The following is a 22,798-nucleotide window of genomic DNA, read 5'->3' as shown; positions in this document are numbered from 1 at the left end:
CGTCGGGGCGGCGTGCGCCCGGCGTAACGTGCCCCCATGCCGACTCCGCACATACGCCCCGCACGTCCCGAGGACGAGGACGCACTGGGGCGGCTCGACCGCGCCACCTGGTCCCCGCTGCACGCCGTCCAGCCCCGTCCCGAACCCCCGTACGGCCCCTTCTTCAGCGAGCGGAACCCGATGGCGCAGTGCCTCGTCGCCGAACTCGACGGGGCCCTCGCCGGCTACCTCCGGCTGGGCACGGCGACGCCGCTCGCCTGCAACGCCCACGTCCGGATGATCCGCGGGCTGGCCGTCGCGGAGGAGGCCCGCGGGCACGGCGTCGCCCGGGCCCTGCTGCGGGCGGCGGGGGAGGAGGCCCGGCGGCTGGGCGCACGGCGCCTCACCCTGCGCGTGCTGGCCCACAACACGCCCGCCCGCGCGCTCTACGCCTCCGAGGGGTTCGCCGTGGAGGGCGTCCTGCCCGAGGAGTTCTTCCTCGACGGCGCGTACGTCGACGACGTGTTCATGGGCCGCTTCCTCTGAGCCCGGTGACAGCCGGCTACGACGCCGCCAGCTCGCCCGTGTCCACCGGCGCCGTCGCGCCGGCCGCCCGCTCCGCGTCCGGGGCCACCTCGTCCGCCGTCAGCACGTAGCCCGTCTCGGCGTCCGAGGTGGAGCGGGCGAAGACCACGCCGAACACCCGGCCGTCCGTGGTGAGCAGGGGTCCGCCCGAGTTGCCCGGGCGGACCGTGGAGCGGATCGAGTAGATCTCGCGGACGGCCGTGCCGTCGTTGTAGATGTTCTGGCCCGTCGCCCGCACCCGGTTCGCGACCGTCGCCGCCTGGAGGTTCAGGTCGCCGTCCTCCGGATAACCCGCGACGACCGCCGAATCGCCGCGCCCGGCGTCGTCGTCGAACCCGAGCACGGGCGCCTTCAGACCCGGCACGTACAGCACGGCCACGTCCTTCTGCGGGTCGAAGAGCACCACCCGCGCCTCGTACGTCCGCCCGACCCCGCCGATCTGCACGGTCGGCTCGTCGATGCCGGCCACCACGTGGGCGTTGGTCATCACGCGCTCGCGGGCGTACACGAAGCCGCTGCCCTCGCGGCCCTGCGTGCCCGCGACGCCCTCGACCTTCACCGTGCTCCGCTTGGCGGCGTTCGCCGCGGCCGCCGTGACACTGTCGCCCGAGGGCCGGGCGACCTCGGCCGTCGACTCGTTCTCGAACGGGTTGAAGACCTGCGGGAAACCCGCCTGGGTCAGCGCGGAGGTGGCCTCCGAGAACCACGCCGGAGTCGTCTCCGGCATCGTCCGCTGCACCGCGCCGAGCAGCCGCGAATCCCGGATCGCCGACGTGACCAGCGGCGACGAGGAGGCGCCCAGGACGCTCGCGACGACCCACGCCACGATCAGCACGGCGACCGAGTTGGCCACGGCCCCGCCGATCCCGTCCGCCACCCTGAGCGGCCCCCGGTCCAGCTCCCGCCGCAACCGCAGCGCCAGGCGCCCCGCCAGCTCGTGGCCCACCACCGCCGGCAGCAGCACCGTGAACACCGCCGTCACCGTCGCCCGGGTCGTGCCCGGCTCCACCAGGTCCATGACCCAGGGCAGGATCCACACGCCGACGGCCGCGCCGCCCACGAAGCCCGCCAGCGACACACAGCCGGCCACCAGTCCGCGCCGGTACCCGGACGCCGCGTAGGCCAGGACGACCAGCAACAGCAGGATGTCGAGCAGGTCCACGCAACGCCGCCTTTCTCTCGGACCCTCCAGTACGTGGGGGAAGGGCCCGGTGATCAGTCACCCGCGCGCGGATGATCGGAACCGGCCACGCGCGCGTGCACTCGGAGGAACGTCGCGGACCGTGACGATGGTTCCACCGCGTGGCACATCACACATCGCGGACGGACCGGATCAGGCCGACAGTGGGACCATGCGTGTCTACCGAGGGCGGCGGGGTGCGCGGGGGCGCCGCGCCGCCGGGACACCCGGCACAGCCGGTGTGCCGCGCGCGGCCCGGGTGGCGCTCGGCTGTCTGCCGGGCGTCGCCGCCGCCGTCGCCCTGGTGCTGTGCGCCCACGGAGTCGAGAACGCCGCCGAGACCCCCGCCCGCGCCGCCCCGGCCCGCTCCACCGCCACGCCGTACACCGTCCCCCGGCCGCCCATCGTGCCGCGCTCGCACTGGCTGGGCGACGCCGCCCGCCGGCAGCCGCGCCCGCGCTACGACGACCGGGTCGCCGCCGTCTTCGTCCACCACACCGACTCGCCCAACGGCTACGACTGCGCCGACGCGCCCCGCATCATCCGGGACCTCTACACCGGCCAGACCGGCAGCCGCGACTGGGACGACATCGGCTACAACTTCGTCGTCGACCGCTGCGGCACGATCTACGAGGGCCGCGCCGGGGGCGTCGAACGGGCCGTCACCGGCGCCCACACCCAGGGTTTCAACCACCGCACCACCGGCATCGCCGCACTCGGCACCTTCACCGCGGGCCTGCCCGTGCCCCGGGCCATGATCCGCGCCATCGCCGCGCTGTCCGCCTGGAAGCTGGGCCTGACCGGCACCGACCCGCGGGCCGACGTCCGCCTGGTCTCCAGCAACGGCCTGAGCCGGTACGCGGCCGGCACCACCGCCGAACTGCCCGCCGTGGCCGGTCACAACGACGGCTACATGACCAGCTGCCCGGGCGCCGCCCTGCACGCCCGCCTGCCCGAGATCCGGCAGCTCGCGGCCCGGTTCCAGGGCCGGCCCGCCAGGGCACAGCAGGGCCACGGCGAACGCGCGGTGCCGTCACATCCGGGCCCCCTACCGTCGTCCCCGCAGACAGCCGACCGGAGGTGGGGACCATGAACAGCAGCGGTACGCGGGATGCGGCGGCACGCACCCGGAGGGCCGCCCGAGGCCCCTGGGCGGTGCTCTGCGCGGTCGCGACGGTCGTCCTGGGACCGGCGGCGGTCACCCCTGGGCCCTCGACCAGGCCAACGCGGCCCCCCTGCACCACACGGTGCGGGCCGAGCAGACACACGGGTACCTCCCGGCCGGCACCAGCCGTCGCCGGGGCGTGTGATCAGCCCCTGAAGCGCTCCCACAACCGCGGATAGCGCTCGGCGAGCAGCCGCTCGTCCTCGAAGTCCAGCGGGGTGCCCTCCGGCTCGGCGGGCGGGGGCGGGATCTCCAGGTCGGGGGCGACCACGCCGGTGAGCTGCTCGTAGGCCTCGTCGGCCGCGTAGCCGAGCTCCTCACCGTCGCCGTCGATCTCCTCGTCGAAGTCGCCGAGGAGGTCGGCGAGCGCGTCCGGGTCGTGCAGTGCGCCCTCGAAGACCTCCCGCCCCTGGCCGATCAGCCAGCAGCGGAAGAAGTCGAAGGCGTCGTCGCTCGCCCCGTCGAGCAGCACCCAGGCGGCGCCCCACAGGTCCCAGCGGTAGGCGCGGTTGTAACGGGACTCGAAGTGCCGGGCGAAGTCCAGGACCGAGTCCGGGTCCAGCCGGGCGAGCCGCTCCACGAGCAGGTCCGCCTGCTCCTCCGGGTCGCCCTCGGCGGCCTCCCGGGCGTCGTCCACCAGCTCCCAGAACTCCGTCTCGTCCATCACGGGTCAAGCATCGGCCCTGGGGCACGGGGGCGCACCCGGAGTGCCCGGGATCGTTATACGCCGCCGGCGGGTCGGTAGAGGCGGGCCAGCCGCGCCGCGTCCGCCGCGAACCGCTCCCGCAGGCCCTCCGGCGCCAGCACCTCCACCTCCGGGCCCAGCGCCGTCAGCTGGGTGTGGGCGACCTCCTCGGACTCCACCGGCAGATCCACCGTCACCCACCCGTCGCCGTCCGGCGCGTCCGCCTCGGCAAGGGCCTCCCGGGCCGACAGCGAGTCGAGCGCGTACGGCAGCCTGCGCACCCCCTCGGGGGAGAGACGCACCAGGACCCGCGCCCGCAGGATGGACCGCGCGAACTGCTCCGCCCGCTCCTCCCAGAACGCGGGCAGGTCGAACTCCGGCTCCCGCGCGAAGCGCTCCGCGCCCGGCTCCACCGCCGTGAACCGGTCGATCCGGTACACCCGGAAGGACGCGCCCCCGGCCACCCGCGCGCACAGGTACCAGACGCCCGCCTTCAGCACGAGCCCGTACGGCTCCAGCTCCCGCGAGACCTCCTCCTCGCCGCGCCGGTACCGCGCGGCGATCCGCCGGTCGTCCCACACCGCGTCCGCGACCGCCGGCAGCAGCGCGGGCGTCTTCGGCTCCGTGAACCAGTTCGGCGCGTCCAGGTGGAACCGCTGCGCGGCCGTCCGGGACGCGTCCCTGAGGGACGGCAGCAGCGCCGCCGACACCTTCAGCCGGGCCGCCGAGGCCGCGTCCTCCAGACCCATCTCGCGCAGCGCGCCCGGCACCCCGGACAGGAACAGCGCCTCGGCCTCGCCGCGGTGCAGCCCGGTCAGCCGCGTCCGGTACCCGCCGACCAGCCGGTAGCCGCCGGCCCGGCCCCGGTCCGCGTAGACCGGCACACCCGCCTCCGACAGCGCCTGCGCGTCCCGTGTCACCGTCCGCTCCGACACCTCCAGCTCCCGGGCCAGCTCGGCGGCCGTCATGGAGGGCCGGGACTGGAGCAGCAACACCATCTTGATCAGCCGGGCAGCGCGCATGGCCACATCATGCAGCAGGCCCCCGCCGGGGCGGGGGCCTGCGGTTCACGGTCCTTACAGACCGTACTTCTCGCGCGCTTCCTTCACGGACACCGCCCTGACCTCGCCGCGCCTGGCGAGCTGGGCCAGGGCCGCGACGACGATGGACTCGGCGTCGACACCGAAGTGGCGGCGGGCCGCCTCACGGGTGTCCGACAGGCCGAAGCCGTCGGCGCCCAGCGAGGACCAGTCCTGCTCCACCCACTGCGCGATCTGGTCCGGGACCTGGCGCATGTAGTCGGAGACCGCCAGCACCGGGCCCTCGGCGCCGTGCAGCGCCTGCCGGACGAACGGCACCCGCTCCTCACCGCGCAGCAGCGCCTCGTCGGCCGCCAGGGCGTCCCGGCGCAGCTCGCTCCAGGACGTCGCCGACCACACGTCGGCCGCCACGCCCCACTCCTCGGCGAGCAGCCGCTGCGCCTTGAGCGCCCAGTGGATCGCCGTGCCGGAGCCGAGCAGCTGGATCCGCGGGGCGTTCGCCGGCACGGTCACGCCCGCCGACTCCGCCGTGTTGAAGCGGTACAGGCCCTTGACGATGCCCTCGTCGATCCCGGCGACGGCCGGCTTCGCCGGCTGCGGCAGCGGCTCGTTGTAGACGGTCAGGTAGTAGAAGACGTCCTGGTCCTCGCCCGGGGCCGCCTCGCCGTACATCCGGCGCAGCCCCTCCTTGACGATGGCCGCGACCTCGTAGGCGAACGCCGGGTCGTACGTGAGGGCCGCCGGGTTGGTCGCGGCGATGACGGGGGAGTGGCCGTCGGCGTGCTGCAGGCCCTCACCGGTCAGGGTGGTGCGGCCGGCCGTGGCGCCGACGAGGAAGCCGCGGCCGAGCTGGTCGCCGAGCTGCCACATCTGGTCGGCCGTGCGCTGCCAGCCGAACATCGAGTAGAAGATGTAGAACGGGATCATCGCCTCGCCGTGCGTCGCGTACGACGTCGAAGCGGCGATGAAGTCGGCCATCGAACCGGCCTCGGTGATCCCCTCGTTGAGGATCTGGCCGTTCTTGGCCTCCTTGTAGTACATCAGCTGGTCACGGTCGACCGGCTCGTACGTCTGGCCCTTGGGCGAGTAGATGCCGAGCGACGGGAACAGCGACTCCATACCGAAGGTACGGGCCTCGTCCGGGACGATCGGCACCCAGCGCCTGCCCGTCTCCTTGTCGCGGACCAGATCCTTGACCAGGCGGACGAACGCCATGGTGGTGGCCACGTTCTGCGAGCCGGAGCCCTTGTCGAAGGAGGCGAACGCCTTCTCCGCCGGGGCGGGCAGCGGGGCGACCGGGTGCACGCGCCGGGCCGGGGCCGGACCGCCGAGGGCGGCACGCCGCTCCTGGAGGTAGCGCACCTCGGGGGAGTCGGCGCCGGGGTGGCCGTAGGGGACCACGCCGTCGACGAAGTCGCTGTCCTTGATCGGCAGGCCGAGCAGGTCGCGCATGTTCTTGAACTCGTCCACCGAGAGCTTCTTCATCTGGTGGTTGGCGTTCTTCGACGCGAAGCCCTCGCCGAGGGTGTGGCCCTTGACCGTCTGGGCCAGGATCACGGTCGGCGCGCCCTTGTGCTCGACGGCGGCCTTGTACGCGGCGTACACCTTGCGCGCCTCGTGACCACCGCGCGAGAGGTGGAAGCACTCCAGGATCTTGTCGTCGCTCAGCAGCTTCGCCATCTCCACCAGCGCCGGGTCGGCGCCGAAGAAGTCCTGGCGGATGTAGGCCGCGTCGCGCGTCTGGTACGTCTGGATCTGCGCGTCCGGTACCTGGCGCAGGCGGCGTACCAGCGCGCCCGTGGTGTCGAGCCGGAACAGCTCGTCCCAGGCCGTGCCCCACAGCGTCTTGATCACGTTCCAGCCGGCGCCGCGGAACTGGGCCTCCAGCTCCTGCACGATCTTGAAGTTGGCGCGGACCGGGCCGTCCAGGCGCTGCAGGTTGCAGTTGATGACGAACGTGAGGTTGTCCAGCTCCTCACGGGCCGCGAGCGCCAGGGCCGCCGTCGACTCGGGCTCGTCCATCTCGCCGTCGCCGAGGAACGCCCACACGTGCGAGGCGGAGGTGTCCTTGATGCCGCGGTTGGTCAGGTAGCGGTTGAAGCGCGCCTGGTAGATGGCCGACAGCGGACCGAGGCCCATGGAGACCGTCGGGAACTCCCACAGCCAGGGCAGGCGGCGCGGGTGCGGGTAGGAGGGCAGGCCGTTGCCGCCCGTCTCCCGGCGGAAGTTGTCGAGCTGCTGCTCGCTCAGCCGGCCGTCCAGGAACGCGCGGGCGTAGATGCCGGGGGAGGCGTGGCCCTGGATGTAGAGCTGGTCGCCGGAGCCGTCGGTCTCCTTGCCCTTGAAGAAGTGGTTGAAGCCGGTCTCGTAGAGCCAGGCGGCGGAGGCGAAGGTGGCGATGTGGCCACCGACGCCGTACTTGCTGCCCCGGGTCACCATCGCGGCCGCGTTCCAGCGGTTCCACGCGGTGATCCGCTGCTCCATCGCCTCGTCACCGGGCACGTCCGGCTCGGCGGCGGTGGGGATGGTGTTGACGTAGTCGGTCTCGAGGAGCTTCGGCAGCGCGATGCCGGCGCCCTCGGCGCGCTCCAGCGTGCGGCGCATCAGGTACGCGGCACGGTGCGGCCCGGCTGCCTTGGTGACCGCGTCCAGAGAGGCCTGCCATTCGGCGGTCTCCTCCGGGTCCCGGTCGGGGAGCTGGTCGAGCTCGCTGGCCTGGATGGCGTTGGGGTCGGTCATGTCGCCGCCTTCCTCAGTCGAAGGGGGTTCCCTCACGTAAGGGGATCGGGGGTGCCCTTTGTCTTTGGCAGGACAGGGCTGAGGCTTGGGTGGCAAGCCCGTCGGCGACTGTAACTCGCTGATCGATGATCGATCAAAGGGTTGAGGGATAAAACCTCTTGATCACGAGAAAGTAGGCACGGGGTGCCGCCGACGGTGGCACGCGGTGACCGTTTTCCGTAGGGTTTCCGCAGGTCGGAGGCGTTTGAGCGGGGTTGCGCTCGGGTGTCACGCCCGGGGCGCGCAGCCCAGCACGTGCGCCTTCACCAGCTCGGCGATCCGGGGGTCGCGGCGCTTGAAGGCGGCGACCAGCTCCTCGTGTTCCTCGGCGTAGGACTGCTGCTGAGTGCCGAGCCAGCGGATGGACAGGGCCGTGAACACCTCGATGCCGAGGCCTTCCCAGGTGTGCAGGAGCACCGAGTTGCCGGCGGCGCGGACCAGTTCGCGGTGGAAGGCGACGGTGTGCCGGACCTGGGCCGTGCCGTCGGAGACGCGGTCGGCCTCGTACAGGGCGCTGACGTGCGGTTCCAGCGCCGAGCAGTCCTCGGCGAGAGTCCGGGCGGCCAGCTCCGCCGCGATGGCCTCCAGGCCGGCCCGGACCGGGTAGCTCTCCTCCAGGTCGGCGGCCGTCAGGTTCCGGACGCGGACGCCCTTGTTCGGGGCCGACTCGATCAGGCGCAGCGACTCCAGTTCGCGCAGGGCCTCGCGGACCGGGGTCTGGCTGACCTCCAGTTCGGTGGCGATCCGCCGCTCGACGATCCGCTCACCCGGCTGCCAGCGGCCGCTGATGATGCCCTCCAGGATGTGCTCGCGGATCTGCTCGCGCAGCGAGTGGATGACGGGCGCGGTCATGAGGGCTCCTCGGTCGGGATCTGACGCTTAGACAATACGGCCGGTGCGCTCCGTGGGTGGGGCAGGCGGGGGTGTCCTGGTGCAGGTGAGACGAGGCTTACACGGTGTTTGCGGCGCCTGTGAGTTCGCCCCGGACGGTCCGCGGGCGGCTGCGGGCCGTTCGTGGCTCGTCGCGCAAGTTCCCCGCGCCCCCGGGTACGACGGTGCCCCGCCCGGAGGATCCGGACGGGGCACCGATCAGCTGTGGAACCGAAGGTCACAGACCGAGCTCGACCTCGAACTCGCCGGCTTCCAGGATGGCCTTCACCGCCGTCAGGTAGCGGGCGGCGTCGGCGCCGTCCACCAGGCGGTGGTCGTAGGACAGGGTCAGGTACGTCATGTCCCGGACGCCGATGACGGGGCCGTCCTCGGTGTCGATCACGGCGGGGCGCTTGACCGTGGCGCCGATGCCGAGGATCGCGACCTGGCCCGGCGGCACGATGATCGTGTCGAACAGCGCGCCGCGCGACCCGGTGTTGGAGATGGTGAAGGTCGCGCCGGACAGCTCGTCCGGGGTGATCTTGCTGGCGCGGACCTTGCCCGCCAGGTCGGCCGTGGCCTTGGCGATACCGGCGAGGTTGAGGTCACCGGCGTTCTTGATGACCGGGGTCATCAGGCCCTTCTCGGAGTCCACCGCGATACCGATGTTCTCGGTGTCGAAGTAGGTGATGGTCCCCTCGGCCTCGTTGATCCGGGCGTTGATCGGCGCGTGCGCCTTCAGCGCCTGGGCCGCGGCCTTGACGAAGAACGGCATCGGGGAGAGCTTGACGCCCTCGCGGGCCGCGAACGCGTCCTTGGCACGGGCGCGCAGCTTCATCAGTCGGGTGACGTCGACCTCGACGACCGAGGACAGCTGGGCCTGCTCGTGCAGGGCCTTGACCATGTTGTCGCCGATGACCTTGCGGATGCGCGGCATCTTGACGGTCTGGCCGCGCAGCGGGGAGGCCTCCAGCGCCGGGGCCTTCTTCGCGGCCGACGGGGCGGCAGCGGCGGGGGCCGGGGTGGCGGCGGCGGTCTTCGCCGCCTCGGCGGCGGCGACGACGTCCTGCTTGCGGATGCGGCCGCCGACTCCGGTGCCCTTGACGGTGGACAGGTCGACGCCCTGCTCGGCGGCGAGCTTGCGCACCAGCGGGGTGACGTAGGCGCCGTCGTCGGCCGGCTTGGCGGCGGCCGGGGCGGCCGGGGCCTGGGCCGGAGCCGGCGCGGGAGCGGACGGGACCGGCTCGGGAGCCGGGGTGGTCTGCTGCTGCGGGGCCGGGGCGGAGGGGGCCTGCGGAGCCGGAGCCGGCTGGGCCGGAGCCTGCGGGGCCGGGGCGGGCTGAGCCTGGGCCTGGGCCTGGGCCGGAGCCGGGGTGGGCTCGGGCTGGGCCGGGGCGGCCGGGGCCTCCTGCGCGGGGGCGGCGGCCGGAGCGGCACCCGCCTCGCCGATGACGGCGAGCTTGGCGCCCACCTCGGCGGTCTCGTCCTCGCCCACCACGATCTCCAGCAGCGTGCCGGAGGCCGGGGCGGGGATCTCGGTGTCGACCTTGTCCGTCGACACCTCCAGCAGCGGCTCGTCGGCCTCGACCGTGTCGCCGACCGACTTCAGCCAGCGGGTGACGGTGCCCTCGGTGACGGACTCGCCGAGCGCGGGCAGGACGACGTCCGTGCCCTGGGCGGAGCCACCGCCGGCGGCGGCGTCGGCGGTCGGGGCGGGCGCCGGGGCGGCCTGCTCGGTGGAGGGCGCGGCCGCGGCCGGCTCCGGGGCGGGCTCGGCGACCTGCTCGGCCTGCGGGGCCTGCTCGGCGGCCGGGGCCTCCTGGGCGGCCGGGGCCTCCTGGGCGGCGGGGGCGCCGCTGCCGTCGTCGATCAGCGCCAGCTCGGCGCCGACCTCGACGGTCTCGTCCTCGGCGACCTTGATGGAGGACAGCACGCCGGAGGCGGGGGAGGGGATCTCGGTGTCGACCTTGTCGGTGGAGACCTCGAGCAACGGCTCGTCGGCCTCGACGCGCTCACCCTCGGCCTTCAGCCAGCGGGTGACGGTGCCCTCGGTGACGCTCTCGCCGAGCGCCGGAAGGGTTACGGAAACCGCCATGGTTTCGGTTGCTCCTTACGGAAAGTGCGGAAGTCTGTCGTCGCGTTCGTCGACCGAGGGGTCAGTCGTGCGCGTGGAGGGGCTTGCCGGCCAGGGCCAGGTGGGCCTCGCCGAGCGCCTCGTTCTGCGTCGGGTGGGCGTGGATCAGCTGCGCGACCTCGGCGGGCAGCGCCTCCCAGTTGTAGATCAGCTGGGCTTCGCCGACCTGCTCGCCCATGCGGTCGCCGACCATGTGGACGCCGACCACGGCACCGTCCTTGACCTGGACGAGCTTGATCTCGCCCGCGGTGTTCAGGATCTTGCTCCTGCCGTTGCCCGCGAGGTTGTACTTCAGAGCGACGACCTTGTCCGCACCGTAGATCTCCTTGGCCTTGGCCTCGGTGATGCCGACGGAGGCGACCTCGGGGTGGCAGTACGTCACCCGCGGGACACCGTCGTAGTCGATCGGCACGGTCTTCAGACCGGCCAGACGCTCCGCCACCAGGATGCCCTCGGCGAAGCCGACGTGCGCGAGCTGGAGGGTCGGGACCAGGTCACCGACGGCGGAGATGGTCGGCACGTTCGTGCGCATGTACTCGTCGACCAGGACGTAGCCGCGGTCCATGGCGACGCCCTGCTCCTCGTAGCCCAGGCCCTGCGAGACCGGGCCGCGGCCGATGGCGACGAGCAGGATCTCGGCCTCGAACTCCTTGCCGTCGGCGAGGGTGACCTTGACGCCGTCCTGGGTGTACTCGGCCTTCTCGAAGAAGGTGCCCAGGTTGAACTTGATGCCGCGCTTGCGGAAGGCGCGCTCCAGCAGCTTCGAGCTGTTCTCGTCCTCGACCGGGACGAGGTGCTTCAGGCCCTCGACGATCGTGACGTCGGTACCGAAGGACTTCCACGCGGAGGCGAACTCGACGCCGATGACACCGCCGCCGAGGATGATCGCGGACTTCGGCACGCGGTCCAGGACGAGGGCGTGGTCGGAGGAGATGATCCGGTTGCCGTCGATCTCCAGGCCCGGCAGCGACTTCGGCACGGAGCCGGTCGCGAGCAGGACGTGACGGCCCTCCACGCGGCGGCCGTTCACGTCGACGGAGGTGGGGGAGGACAGCCGGCCCTCACCCTCGATGTAGGTCACCTTGCGGGAGGCGACCAGACCCTGCAGGCCCTTGTACAGACCGGCGATCACGCCGTCCTTGTACTTGTGGACACCGGCGATGTCGATGCCCTCGAAGCTGGCCTTCACACCGAACTGCTCGCTCTCGCGAGCCTGGTCGGCGATCTCGCCCGCGTGCAGCAGGGCCTTGGTGGGGATGCAGCCCCGGTGCAGGCAGGTGCCGCCGACCTTGTCCTTCTCGATCAGGGCGACGTCCAGGCCCAGCTGCGCCCCGCGCAGGGCCGCGGCGTAACCACCGCTGCCACCGCCGAGGATCACTAGGTCGAAAACGGTGCTGGCGTCGTTCGCCACGTCACGTCCTCCATGCATGTGCGCCGTGAGCCGGTCTTCACTGACCGGCAGGCGGCTGGTGTCCGGCCGCTCGTTCTTCGGCCCTTCGGTGGGGCCCTGTCCTGCCGAGCCCCATCTTCGCACTTGTCAGCACACAAGGAGACGCCGGGCTGCTGTGTGAGACGCCCCACGTTCAACCGAGAGCACCCGAAGGGGCGCGGGGAACTGCGTGAACAGCCCCCACGCCCCCGCACGCGCCACACGACCGGCGAGACCGAGCGCTCAGGCGAAGGTCAGCCCAGATCCCCGGCGGCCGTCAGCTCCGCCAGCCGCACCAGCGTCCGCACACCGCTGCCCGTGCCACCCTTCGGCGTGTACCCGAACGGTCCGCCCTCGTTGTACGCCGGACCCGCGATGTCCAGGTGCGCCCAGGTGATGCCCTCGCCCACGAACTCGCGCAGGAACAGACCGGCGACCAGCCCGCCGCCCATCCGCTCGCCCATGTTCGCGATGTCGGCCGTGGGCGAGTCCATCCCCTTGCGCAGGTGCTCCGGCAGCGGCATCGGCCACGCCGGCTCGCCGACCTCCTCGGCCACCTCGTACAGCGCCGTGCGGAACGCGTCGTCGTTGCCCATGATCCCGAAAGTGCGGTTGCCGAGGGCCAGCACCATCGCCCCGGTCAGCGTCGCCACGTCCACGATCGCGTCCGGCTTCTCCTGCGACGCGGCCCACAGCGCGTCCGCCAGCACCAGCCGGCCCTCGGCGTCGGTGTTGAGCACCTCCACCGTCTTGCCGCTGTACATCCGCAGCACGTCGCCCGGTCGGGTCGCCGACCCGGAGGGCATGTTCTCGGCCAGCGCCAGCCAGCCGGTGACGTTGACCTCCAGGCCGAGCCGCGCGGCGGCGACGACCGCGGCGAACACCGCGGCCGCGCCGCTCATGTCGCACTTCATCGTCTCGTTGTGACCGGCCGGCTTCAGCGAGATGCCGCCCGAGTCGTACGTGATGCCCTTGCCGACGAAGGCGAGGTGCTTCTTCGCCTTGGACGAGGTGTAGGACAGCTTCACCAGGCGCGGTCCGGCGGCCGAGCCGGCCCCGACCCCGAGGATGCCGCCATAGCCGCCCTTGGCCAGGGCCTTCTCGTCGAGCACCTGCACCTTGATGCCGTGCTCCTTGGCCGCGGCCTGGGCGATCGCGGCGAAGGACTCGGGGTTCAGGTCGTTGGGCGGGGTGTTGACCAGGTCGCGGGCGCGGTTGAGCTCCTCCGCGACCGCGACGGCGCGCTCGATCGCGGCCTTGTACGCCTTGTCGCGCGGCTTGCCGCCGAGCAGGACGGCCTCGGCGAGCGGGGTCTTGCCGTTCTTCGCCTTGGGGTCCTTGCCGTTCTCCTTGTACGCGTCGAAGGAGTACGCGCCGAGCAGCGCGCCCTCCCCGATCGCGCCGGCGTCGGCGGCGTCGGTCACCGGCAGGGCGAAGGCGGCCTTCCCGGCGCCGGCCAGCGCGCGGGCCGCGATGCCCGCGGCCTTGCGCAGGGCCTCGGCGTCGTAGGCGGCGTCCTTCTCGGGCACCGCGCCCAGGCCCACCGCCAGCACGAGCGGTGCCTTGAAGCCGGAGGGCGCCGGCAGCTTCGTCACCTCGCCCTCGGCACCGGAGGCGCCGAGCGTCTCCAGGACGCCGGCGAGCCTGCCGTCGTACGCCTTGTCCACGGCCTCGGCGCCCGGTGCGACGACCGGCCCCTTGGCTCCCTTGGCGACACCGATCACGATCGCGTCGGCCCGCAGACCGGGCGCCGCGGCGGTGCTGAGAGTGAGAGCAGTCACGGTGGTGAAATCTCGCTTCCGATGTGAAGTTGCGATGGTCGAACGGTGTGGGTCGACCGGGCCCGACAGCCGACCCTATGCGGACCTCGGGGAGCAGGTCGCGCGGGGCCTTCCCGGTGCGGCGAACACTCGACGACGAGACTACGCGCGTGGGTCCGTTCGCTCATTCCTGCGGTCGTTGACCTGTCGGTGGCGTAGTGGCCATTTCCTGATCCCTCACACCGGTGAACTGGGTCACACTCGCCGGGATCCGGTGAGCGCCCTGCTACTCACCGCGTGGCGCGATCCCCGCGGTCCCTGCTCCTGACGACGCACGAGGCCCCCGGGGGATCTTCCGGGGCAGGCACCATGGCGCTGTGCGCGCAAATGGAGAAACACGGCCGCCGGGGTGACGGCGGCGGGCATGGTCGTGGCGGGGCGGTGGCCCCGGGGGCGGCGGCCGCGGAGGACCCGCGCGTCGGTCTGCGGGTGCTGGTGGCCGACAACGGCGACAGCTCCGTCGGGGCCGTCGTCGCCCCGCTCGAGAGCACGGGCATCCCGTACACGACGGTCGACGCGAACGACACCGGCCGTCCGGTGATCACCGAGTCGTTCCCGAGCGACACGGCCGGCGGCCGGCCCCGCGCCAAGTACCAGGGCGTCGTCCTGCCGAACGAGGCCCCGTCCGGCGCCGACCCGGCCTGCCTCGCCCGGGCACGGGGTGCGATGGTGTGCTGCGCGGTGCCCGGAACCGGAGATCATCCTTGGGGGACCCTGCCGTACACCCTGGAGAACGCCTCGTGAGACGCCCGCTGCTGCCCCTCCTCCTGCTGCTCCTGCTGCTCGCCGGCTGCACCCGGGCCCCCGACGACAAGCCCGGCCCCCGCTGGCAGCCCCGCCCCGGCACCGCCTGGCAGTGGCAGCTCAGCGGGCGCCTGGACACCTCCGTCGACGTGCCGGTCTACGACATCGACGGCTTCGACCACTCCGCGGACACGGTCGCCGGACTGCACGACGACGGCCGCAAGGTCATCTGCTACCTGTCGACGGGCGCCTGGGAGGAGTTCCGCCCCGACGCGGGGAAGTTCCCGAAGGCCGTCCTCGGCCGGGGCAACGGCTGGCGGGGCGAGCGCTGGCTCGACATCCGCCGCACCGACGTCCTGGAACCGCTCATGGCGGCCCGCATCGACATGTGCCGCGACAAGGGCTTCGACGCCGTCGAGCCCGACAACATGGACGGCTACCGCAACGCCACGGGCTTCCCGCTCACGGCCGCCGACCAGCTCCGCTACAACCGCCTCATCGCCCGCCTGGCCCACGACCGGGGCCTTGCCGTCGGACTGAAGAACGACCTCGACCAGATCCCGGAACTGGTCGGCGACTTCGACTTCGCGGTCAACGAACAGTGCGCCCAGTACGGCGAGTGCGGCGCCCTGAAGCCGTTCGTCGAGGCGGGCAAGGCGGTCTTCCACGTCGAGTACGAGGTGCCCACCGGGCGCTTCTGCGCCGAGTCCCGCCGCCTGAAGCTGAGTTCGCTGCTCAAGAAGTACGAACTGGGTGCGTGGCGGCGGGAGTGCTGAGCCCGGCGCCCGTGACCGCCTCGCCCGCGACCCGGTCGGCGAGGGAGCGCCGGCCGGGCAGGAGCACCGGCCGGTGACAGTCAGCCCAGCGACAGGACGACCAGCGAGACCGTCGCCGCCGTCTCCGCGAGCCCGCCGAACACGTCCCCCGTCACCCCGCCGAACCGCCGCACGCAGTGCCGCAGCAGCGCCTCGGCGGCGGCCAGGGCGAGCAGGACCGCGAGCACACCACGCACCACGTCGTACGGACCGAGGGCGGCCCCGGCCGCTGCCGCCACCGCCGTGACGGCGACCGTGACGCCGAGGGCCGCCCGCACCGGCAGCACACCCGCGACGGCCGCCCCGAGACCCTCCGGGCGCGCCGCCGGCACCCCGGCCCGGGCCGCCAGGGTCAGGGCCAGCCGGGCGACGGCCGCGGAGACGACGGTGGCGCACGCGCCCCGGGCCCAGGAAGCCTCGTAGGTCTGGGCGAGCGCGGCGACCTGCGCCAGCAGGACCAGGACGAGGGCGATGACGCCGAACGGGCCGATGTCCGACTGCTTCATGATCCGCAGCGCGTCCCCGGCCGGCTTCCCGCTGCCCAGCCCGTCGGCGGTGTCCGCGAGCCCGTCCAGGTGCAGCCCCCGGGTGAGCGCGGCCGGCACGGCGACCCCGGCCACGGCCGCGAGCGGCGCGCCCGCCCCGAGGAGCAGCAGCACCAGCCCCGTGGCGGCGGCCGCGGCGCCGACCGCCAGACCGGCCAGCGGCGCGCACAGCATGCCGCCGCGCGCCGCCTCCCGGTCCCAGCGCGTCACCCGGACCGGGAACACCGTGAGCGTGCCGAAGGCGAAGCGGACTCCGTCGAGGGGCGAGGTTCCGGTCACCGGCGCAGGCTACCGGCCGGTCAGGAGAGCGGACGCGCGGGCCGAGGATAAAGTTCACATATGGGATGGCTGGAGCGGAACATCATCGAACCCGGGAAGCTTCCGCTGCTCCTGGCCCTCGTCGCCTTCGTGCTGACCTTCCTGATCACCCGGGTCATCACCCGCCTCATCCGGGCGGGCAAGGGCCCCTTCCGCAACATCAGCGGCAGCGGCGGTGTCCACGTCCACCACGTCGTCCCCGGTGTCATCCTCATGCTCATCGGCGGCTTCGGCGCGGTCGCGGGCGGCCGGCACGGCTTCGGCTCCTGCCTGGCGGCGGTGCTCTTCGGCATCGGAGCGGGCCTCGTCCTCGACGAGTTCGCCCTGGTCCTGCACCTGGCGGACGTCTACTGGAGCCCGGACGGCCGCAAGAGCGTGGAGATGGTCGTCCTCACCGCCTCGCTCGTCGGACTGCTGCTGATCGGCTTCTCGCCGCTGGGCGTGGACGACCTGTCCGAGGACCAGCAGCAGAACCGCGCCGCCGTCCTCGTCAACGTCCTGGTCAACTTCGCCTTCGCCCTCATCGCCCTGTTCAAGGGCAAACTCCGCCTCGCGGTGGTGGGCCTGATCGTCCCGCTGGTCGCCCTGATCGCGGCCGTACGGCTGGCCCGCCCGACCTCTGTGTGGGCCAAGCGGTTCTACCGCAGCCGCCCCAGGGCCCGGGCCAGGTCCGGGCTGCGGGCCTACCACCACGACCGGCGCTGGGTGGGTCCCCGGCGGACCTTTCAGGACTGGCTCGGCGGCGCGCCCGACCCGCAGCCGGCCCGGTCCCTGGAACGCCGCTGACGCAGCCCGCCGAGCGCGCACAGCACCAGGCCGCCGTGATCGCCGCGAGGTGCTCCCTGCCGGCGAGGTTCTCCTTCGGGGCCACCTCGGCCACCGTCGCGAGGATCACCACCGAGGCCGTGACGTACGCGCGGTGGCGCCGTCCCAGGAACACCGCAAGGCCCACGACCGCCGCGGACGGTCCCGTGTCCACGACCCACCTGCCGGAGGCGGGCAGCCCCAGCGGCGAGTCCGGGCCCAGCCGGATGCCCAGGCGTGCGTAGAGCGTGCCCGCGAGGGTGGCGGCGCAGGCCAGGGCGAGCGTCCGCCACCGGCCCAGGCTCAGCTCCGCGATGCCGGACACCAGCAGGACCTGGGCCAGCGCACCCCGGACCGGCAGGTCCAGCGCGGGCACGAACAGCGACAGCGGTGTCCGCGGCAGCGCGAGCCGCAGCGGATCCCCGGCCCGCACGGCGCCCACGTTCTCGACGAACCGGTGGCCCCAGGCCTGACGGTGCGCGAAGTGCAGCACGGCCGTGAGGCACACGGCCCCCGCTGCCATCGGCGCGGCCCGCCACCGCCGGGTCCGCAGCGGGCCGCGCACCGCCGCGTACAGCGGCCCCCATTCGGCGCGGGCCCAGCGGACGAGCGTGGTCATCGGGTCGGTCGTCCCGTCCGTGCGACAGCGGGTGCCTGCGGTCCGGTCAAGCCGACATAGCCGACACGATGGGCGTAGACCGCCCGGAAGCGGACGAGGTCGAGCCGAGCGTGCGTGACGTGACTGTCCCGTACACCGACCCCCGGCACCCACCGCGGACTCCTCACTGCGCGAGCCGGTACCGATTCCCCGAGTCAGCCTTGCGCTGCGGCACGCGCGGGGCTTCGGCGCGGCGGGGGGCTTCGTCGGGGCGCGGGGCCTTGCCGGGGCGGGGCTTTGCGCGGGTGCCCTGCCCGGTCCCCGGGGCCCGCCCGCCTCCCGAGCCGGTCCTGCTCCTCGTGGCTCTGCCGGCACCGGAGCCCTACCCGGTCCTCGGCGCACCGCCGAAGCCCTCGGCCATGCCCGCTGCTCCGGTTCGCCTGGTTCTCGGCCCCTGCCGGCCCCTAGCCCGCCCGGTCCTCGGCCCCGGCCGGCTCCTCAGCCCCGGCCGGCTCCTCAGCTCCGGCCCGGTCCTCGGCCAGGGTTTCCTCCGGCTCCCCGGCCCTCTCCGGCAGGTCCGCTGCCAGGGCCGCGGCCGACTGGATCAAGGGCAGGGCCAGCAGGCCCCCGGTGCCCTCGCCGACCGTCACCCCGTGGGTGAGGAGCGGCTCCAGGGCCATCCGGTCCAGCGCCTTCGCCTGCCCGGGCTCCCCGCTGTCGTGCGCGGCCAGCCACCAGTCCGGCGCGCGGAACGCGATCCGCTGCCCGACCAGGGCGCACGCGGCCGTCACGACCCCGTCGAGCACCACCGGCAGCTTCCGCACCGCGCACTGCAGCAGGAACCCCGTCATCGCCGCGAGGTCGGCCCCGCCCACCGTCGCCAGCAACCGCAACTGGTCCCCGAGCACCGGCCGGGCCCGGCGCAGCGCGTCCCGGATCGCCGCGCACTTGCGCATCCACGCCAGGTCGTCGATGGCCAGCCCGCCGCGCCCGGTCACGACCGACGCGTCGACCCCGCACAGCGCCGCGACCAGCACGCCCGCCGCCGTCGTCCCGCCGACGCTCACATCGCCCAGGACGATGAGGTCGGTCCCCGAGTCGGCCTCCTCGTCGGCCACCGCGACCCCGGTCCGGAACGCCGCCTCGGCCTCCTCGGGACTGAGCGCGTCCTCGATGTCGATCCGCCCGCTGCCGCGCCGCACCCGGTGCCGTACGACGTCCCCGGGCAGGCTCTCGGGGTCGCAGTCCAGGGCCATGTCGACGATCCGCACCGGCACGCCCAGCCGGCGGGCCAGCACCGACACCGGCCGGCCGCCCTCCAGCACCTCGCGCACCAACTCCCCGGCGCTGCCCGCCGGCCGGGCCGACACGCCGAGCTCCGCGACGCCGTGGTCACCGGCGAAGAGCACCACCCGCGGCCGCTCGACCGGCCGCACCGGCACGGCCGACTGCGCCGCCGCCAGCCACTCACCCAGGTCGTCGAGCCGGCCCAGCGACCCGGGCGGCACGACCTGTCGCTCCCGGCGCGCCTCGGCGTCTCGGCGGATCCCGCCGTCCGGACGCTCGATCAGATCGGAGAAGTCGTCGAGATTAAGCGAGCTCATTCGCCGAACAGTACCGGCACCGATCGAACAGCACGGCGCCACATCACCACACCGCCGGGACGACGTCGTTGCACCCGGCACCGGCATCCCATACGTTCCGTTTTGCAGCGGATTGTCGTGCCGTACCGGTCGTCCACCGACCCCCGCCGGACGACCCCGCGTACGCCCTAGCGCCCGGGAGCCGCCCATGCCCGCACATCCCGCCTCCGCCGCCGCCCCGCAAGCGACCGCACGGGTCCACGAACCGCGCCGCGAGGACTGCCCCTGGTGCGGTTCCGCCCGGCTGCGCAACCGGCTGCGCACCGGTGACCTGCGGCAGTACAAGCCGGGCGGGTTCACCGTCGACGCGTGCCGGGACTGCGGCCACACCTTCCAGAACCCCCGCCTGACCGCCGAGGGCCTCGCCCTGTACCACCGGACCGTGCGCGGGGCACCCAGGGACCCGGCCAGCGACGGACTGCTCGCCCTGCGCGGCAGCCGCGGACGGCACCGCTCGGCCGCCCGCGCGATGCGGCGCTTCGGGGAACCGGAGAGCTGGCTGGACGTGGGCACGGGCCACGCGCGTTTCCCGGCGACCGCCCGGGAGTTCTTCCCCTACACCGCGTTCGACGGCCTGGACCCCTCGCCCCGCGTGGTCCGCGCCCGCTCGGCCGACCGCGTCGAGGAGGCCCACGTCGGGCGCCTGACCGACCCCCGGATCGTGGCGCCGCTGCGCGACCGCTACGACGTGGTCAGCATGCTCCACCATCTGGAGGGCACGCCGGATCCGCGGGCGGAACTCCAGGCGGCCCTTGGCGTCCTGCGCCCGGGCGGTCACCTCCTGGTCGAGACCCTCGACCCCGGCAGCGTCTTCGCCGCGCTCCTGGGCCGCTGGTGGCTCGCCTACGACCAGCCGCGCCACCTCCACCTGATGCCCCCGCGGAACCTGCGGGCCGAACTGGAGGCGGCCGGCTGCACGATCGTCACCGTGGACCACCGCTCCGCGCACGTCCCCCACGACCTCTCCGGCGCCCTGGCCCTGACCCTCTCCCACGCCCTGCCGGCCCCCGACGCGCCCTGGCGGGCGATCCCGCCGCCCGCGGTGCACCGCCACGCCCGTGAGGCCCTGCTCCGCGCGGGCATGCCGCTGGTGGCCCTGGCGGCGCTGGCCGACCACCTCGTCGCCCCGGTGGCCCGCCGCACCCGCTTCGCGAACGCCTACAGACTGATCGCCCGCAAGGCCGCCTGAGAGGGGTGTCCTGGCCCGTCAGCCCCTGAGCACCACGGCCTGCCCGGCCACCACCAGCAGCACGTGCTCGCACTCGTCCGCGAACCCCGCGTTCAGCCGCCCGAGTTCGTCCCGGTACCGCCGGCCCGACGCCGTCGCCGGGACGATCCCCGACCCCACCTCGTTGGACACGGCGACCACTGTCCGGCGCGTGGCCCGCACCGCCTCCGTCAGCTCCCGCACCCGCTCCCGCAGTACCTTCTCGCCCCGCTCCGCCCACACCGCGTCGTCCCACGCCCCGGCCGCGTCCATCGCGTCCGTCAGCCACAGCGACAGGCAGTCGATGAGCAGCGGCGGCCCCTCCGCCTCCAGCAGCGGCACCAGATCGCAGGTCTCGGCCGTCCGCCACGACCCGGGCCGCCGCTCCCGGTGCGCGGACACCCGCGCCGACCACTCGGTGTCCCCGTTGCGCGACCCGCCCGTCGCCACGTACAGCACGTCCGGGAAGGCCTCCAGACGCCGCTCGGCCTCCACGGACTTCCCCGAGCGCGCCCCGCCCAGCACCAGCGTCCGGCGCGGCACGTCCGGCACGTCCTCGTACGCCCCGACCGCCAGCGCCGCCCCGTCCGGCACCGCACGCGCCCCGGCCGCCGCGAGCCGCCGCCCGAGTTCCGGGCCCGGCGGCACGTCGTGGTCCAGGTGCACGGCGACCACGTCGGTCGTCGGCCCCACCGCCCCCACCGCCCGCAGCTTCGCCAGCGCGTCCGGCCGCCCCACGACGTCCAGCAGCACCATGTCGTAGGGCTCGGCCGGCTCCTCCAGGCCCGCCGGCGCCCCGCCCGGCGGCAGGTACAGCAGCCGCTGCCCCTCCGGCCCGGTCACCGCGTACCCGGTGCCCGGCGCGTCCAGCGCCACGGCCCGCACCCGGTGCCCGGTCAGCAGCGTCAACTCCCGTCCGTCCGGCACCCGCCCCGGCTGCGGCAGTCCCGCGGGCACCTCCACGGCGGGGCCGTCGTGCGGATGCGACAGCAGCACCTGCCGCACGCCGGTCAGCGACCGGCCCGCGCGCGCCGCGGCGAACGCCGCCCCGGGCGTCAGGTCCAGCAGCAGCACCCCGTCCAGGAGCAGTGCGGTGGCCGCCCGCGCGTCCGGCCCCAGAGCGGTCGCGCAGACCGCGCAGGGACAGTCGGGGCGGGGGAGTCCCGCGGGCGCACCGGTGCCGAGCAAAGTCAGTTCCACGCCCCGATTCTCACCCGCGAGCATGCGACACGCGTGTCGGCGACGTCCCCGAAGGGGGCGCGGGGAACTGCGCGACCAGCCCTCACGACCCGCACAGACCCGATAACCCCGCACATCCGGCCACATGTCCCGCCCCACCCGCGGAGCGCATAGGCTCGGATCGGGAGCCGGACCTGGATCCGGCCTCTCGCTGTGCAGTGTGCTCACACATGGGAGGCGTACATGGCGGCATGGACGTGGCGGTTCGAGAAGACCGACGGGACGGAGGTCGAGCCCGCGGTGCCGCCGGAGGAGTTCCCCACCCAGGGGGACGCCGAGTCCTGGATCGGGGAGCACTGGAAGGCACTGCAGGAGGGCGGCGCCGACCAGGTGCGGCTGTTCGAGGACGCCACGGAGATCTACGGGCCGATGAGCCTGCACGCGGCCGAGGCGTGAGCCGCGGGGCGGGGGCCCCACGGCCCTCGCCCACCCCGGTCGCCCGGTCCGCCCGGCGTCAGCCCCGTACGCCGCACAGGTGCAGCAGCGCCGCCACCCCGCGGTACGGATCCGTCCGACCGGCCTTCTCCTCCACCGCCAGGAGCGTCTCGACGTCGGCCGGGGCCTCGGCGCCGTCCGCCGCCGTGTCGGTGAACACCCGCACGCCGTACCAGGTGTGCAGCGGCGCCCCGATCCCCGCGAGCGTCGCCGTGAGGTCCTTCAGCCGGTCGGCCCGTACGTCGAGCCCGAGCCGGTTCCGGTAGGCCGTCGTGTCGAACGCGGCCAGCGCGCCGGCCCAGTCGCCGGACAGCCCCGGCCGCATCGCGAGCGCGTCCCCGTTGCGTACCAGGAGCGACAGCAGCCCGCCCGGCGCGAGCATCCGGGCCAGGCCCGCCAGCAGCGGGTCCGGCTCCTCGACGTACATGAGCACGCCGTGGCAGAGCACCACGTCGAAGCTGCCGGGCAGGAAGTGCACGCCGGTGTCCCGGCCGTCCCCCTCGATGATCCGCATCCGCTCCCGGATGCCCTCCGGTTCCCCGGCGAGGGACTGACGGGCCGCGGCGATCATCGTCGCGTCCTGCTCCAGACCGGTCACCTGGTGCCCGGCCCGGGCCAGCCGCAGCGCCTGCGTGCCCTGGCCCATCCCGACGTCGAGCACCCGCAGCCGCCGGCCGACCGGGAAACGCCCGACTATCTGCTCGTCCAGCTGGCGGGCCACCAGCTCCTGCCGGACGACATCGCGCAGCCCACCCAGCTTGTCCAGCCAGGCCTCGGCCGCACCC

Annotated in this window: 19 protein-coding genes and 1 pseudogene; 7 read left to right on the top strand and 13 right to left on the bottom strand. The window is 73.7% G+C overall.

Annotation, left to right across the window (positions count from 1 at the left end; genetic code table 11):
- Positions 1–36: 36 nt before the first annotated feature.
- Positions 37–525 (top strand): GNAT family N-acetyltransferase, encoded by a 489-nt coding sequence (locus ABTZ58_RS19330; RefSeq protein WP_351357765.1) that lies wholly within the window; start codon positions 37–39, stop codon positions 523–525.
- 16 nt (positions 526–541) lie between these two features.
- Here the strand turns inward: ABTZ58_RS19330 and ABTZ58_RS19325 are convergent, their stop codons facing one another.
- Entirely contained in the window at positions 542–1,726 is a 1,185-nt protein-coding gene (locus ABTZ58_RS19325) for a MarP family serine protease (protein ID WP_351357762.1), read from the bottom strand.
- Between the two features lie 277 nt (positions 1,727–2,003).
- Here ABTZ58_RS19325 and ABTZ58_RS19320 point away from each other — a divergent pair, with 277 nt between their 5' ends.
- A complete protein-coding gene (locus ABTZ58_RS19320; protein WP_502996103.1) occupies positions 2,004–2,837 on the top strand; it encodes a peptidoglycan recognition protein family protein in 834 nt (277 codons plus the stop codon).
- A gap of 217 nt (positions 2,838–3,054) precedes the next feature.
- On the opposite strand, the gene ABTZ58_RS19315 is transcribed toward ABTZ58_RS19320, so the two are convergent.
- The 7 genes from ABTZ58_RS19315 to ABTZ58_RS19285 form a co-directional block, all read right to left on the bottom strand.
- Positions 3,055–3,573, bottom strand: a complete 519-nt coding sequence (locus ABTZ58_RS19315) for a DUF4240 domain-containing protein (protein WP_351358093.1) — start codon at positions 3,571–3,573, stop codon at positions 3,055–3,057.
- A 56-nt stretch (positions 3,574–3,629) separates the two neighbouring features.
- Positions 3,630–4,616, bottom strand: a complete 987-nt coding sequence (locus tag ABTZ58_RS19310) for a helix-turn-helix transcriptional regulator (protein WP_351357756.1) — start codon at positions 4,614–4,616, stop codon at positions 3,630–3,632.
- Between the two features lie 54 nt (positions 4,617–4,670).
- The gene (gene aceE / locus ABTZ58_RS19305) at positions 4,671–7,373 is read right to left on the bottom strand and encodes a pyruvate dehydrogenase (acetyl-transferring), homodimeric type (protein ID WP_351357753.1); all 2,703 of its coding nucleotides are present in this window, start codon (positions 7,371–7,373) and stop codon (positions 4,671–4,673) included.
- 267 nt (positions 7,374–7,640) lie between these two features.
- The gene (locus ABTZ58_RS19300; protein ID WP_309096270.1) at positions 7,641–8,264 is read right to left on the bottom strand and encodes a GntR family transcriptional regulator; all 624 of its coding nucleotides are present in this window, start codon (positions 8,262–8,264) and stop codon (positions 7,641–7,643) included.
- A gap of 256 nt (positions 8,265–8,520) precedes the next feature.
- Positions 8,521–10,377 (bottom strand): 2-oxoglutarate dehydrogenase, E2 component, dihydrolipoamide succinyltransferase, encoded by a 1,857-nt coding sequence (gene sucB, locus ABTZ58_RS19295; protein WP_351357750.1) that lies wholly within the window; start codon positions 10,375–10,377, stop codon positions 8,521–8,523.
- Positions 10,378–10,438: 61 nt separating this feature from the next.
- Positions 10,439–11,827 (bottom strand): dihydrolipoyl dehydrogenase, encoded by a 1,389-nt coding sequence (gene lpdA, locus ABTZ58_RS19290; RefSeq protein ID WP_309096272.1) that lies wholly within the window; start codon positions 11,825–11,827, stop codon positions 10,439–10,441.
- Positions 11,828–12,099: 272 nt separating this feature from the next.
- Positions 12,100–13,626, bottom strand: coding sequence for a leucyl aminopeptidase (locus ABTZ58_RS19285; RefSeq protein WP_351357746.1), 1,527 nt, complete (start codon positions 13,624–13,626; stop codon positions 12,100–12,102).
- Positions 13,627–13,992: 366 nt separating this feature from the next.
- On the opposite strand from ABTZ58_RS19285, the gene ABTZ58_RS19280 reads away from it, so the two are divergent.
- Together ABTZ58_RS19280 and ABTZ58_RS19275 are read left to right on the top strand one after the other, a co-directional pair.
- Complete coding sequence (locus ABTZ58_RS19280) at positions 13,993–14,409, top strand: hypothetical protein (protein ID WP_351357743.1); 417 nt, start codon at positions 13,993–13,995, stop codon at positions 14,407–14,409.
- Positions 14,406–15,185: an endo alpha-1,4 polygalactosaminidase gene (locus ABTZ58_RS19275; RefSeq protein WP_351357741.1), complete on the top strand. Its 780-nt coding sequence runs from the start codon at positions 14,406–14,408 to the stop codon at positions 15,183–15,185. Before ABTZ58_RS19280 ends, ABTZ58_RS19275 begins: the two co-directional genes overlap by 4 nt.
- 80 nt (positions 15,186–15,265) lie before the next feature.
- Here ABTZ58_RS19275 and ABTZ58_RS19270 read toward each other — a convergent pair whose 3' ends face one another.
- Positions 15,266–16,048 (bottom strand): adenosylcobinamide-GDP ribazoletransferase, encoded by a 783-nt coding sequence (locus ABTZ58_RS19270; RefSeq protein ID WP_351357738.1) that lies wholly within the window; start codon positions 16,046–16,048, stop codon positions 15,266–15,268.
- Between the two features lie 60 nt (positions 16,049–16,108).
- Here ABTZ58_RS19270 and ABTZ58_RS19265 point away from each other — a divergent pair, with 60 nt between their 5' ends.
- Positions 16,109–16,873: a hypothetical protein gene (locus ABTZ58_RS19265; RefSeq protein ID WP_351357735.1), complete on the top strand. Its 765-nt coding sequence runs from the start codon at positions 16,109–16,111 to the stop codon at positions 16,871–16,873.
- Here ABTZ58_RS19265 and ABTZ58_RS19260 read toward each other — a convergent pair.
- Positions 16,813–17,510: pseudogene (locus ABTZ58_RS19260) on the bottom strand (hypothetical protein). The gene ABTZ58_RS19265 and the pseudogene ABTZ58_RS19260 sit on opposite strands and share 61 nt — an antisense overlap.
- 443 nt (positions 17,511–17,953) lie before the next feature.
- Positions 17,954–19,093 (bottom strand): nicotinate-nucleotide--dimethylbenzimidazole phosphoribosyltransferase, encoded by a 1,140-nt coding sequence (cobT, locus tag ABTZ58_RS19255; protein ID WP_351357732.1) that lies wholly within the window; start codon positions 19,091–19,093, stop codon positions 17,954–17,956.
- 187 nt (positions 19,094–19,280) lie between these two features.
- Here cobT and ABTZ58_RS19250 point away from each other — a divergent pair, with 187 nt between their 5' ends.
- Positions 19,281–20,321, top strand: coding sequence for a class I SAM-dependent methyltransferase (locus ABTZ58_RS19250; RefSeq protein WP_351357729.1), 1,041 nt, complete (start codon positions 19,281–19,283; stop codon positions 20,319–20,321).
- 18 nt (positions 20,322–20,339) lie between these two features.
- Here the strand turns inward: ABTZ58_RS19250 and ABTZ58_RS19245 are convergent, their stop codons facing one another.
- The gene (locus ABTZ58_RS19245) at positions 20,340–21,539 is read right to left on the bottom strand and encodes a bifunctional adenosylcobinamide kinase/adenosylcobinamide-phosphate guanylyltransferase (RefSeq protein WP_351357726.1); all 1,200 of its coding nucleotides are present in this window, start codon (positions 21,537–21,539) and stop codon (positions 20,340–20,342) included.
- A 222-nt stretch (positions 21,540–21,761) separates the two neighbouring features.
- Here ABTZ58_RS19245 and ABTZ58_RS19240 point away from each other — a divergent pair, with 222 nt between their 5' ends.
- Positions 21,762–21,974, top strand: a complete 213-nt coding sequence (locus ABTZ58_RS19240; protein ID WP_309096445.1) for a hypothetical protein — start codon at positions 21,762–21,764, stop codon at positions 21,972–21,974.
- Between the two features lie 58 nt (positions 21,975–22,032).
- Here ABTZ58_RS19240 and ABTZ58_RS19235 read toward each other — a convergent pair whose 3' ends face one another.
- Complete coding sequence (locus ABTZ58_RS19235; RefSeq protein ID WP_351357722.1) at positions 22,033–22,734, bottom strand: class I SAM-dependent methyltransferase; 702 nt, start codon at positions 22,732–22,734, stop codon at positions 22,033–22,035.
- Between the last annotated feature and the right edge of the window lie 64 nt (positions 22,735–22,798).

This window comes from Streptomyces sp. NPDC094143 (assembly GCF_040303825.1).
GTDB lineage: Bacteria > Actinomycetota > Actinomycetes > Streptomycetales > Streptomycetaceae > Streptomyces.
This window is presented reverse-complemented; position numbering and strand designations above follow the sequence as displayed.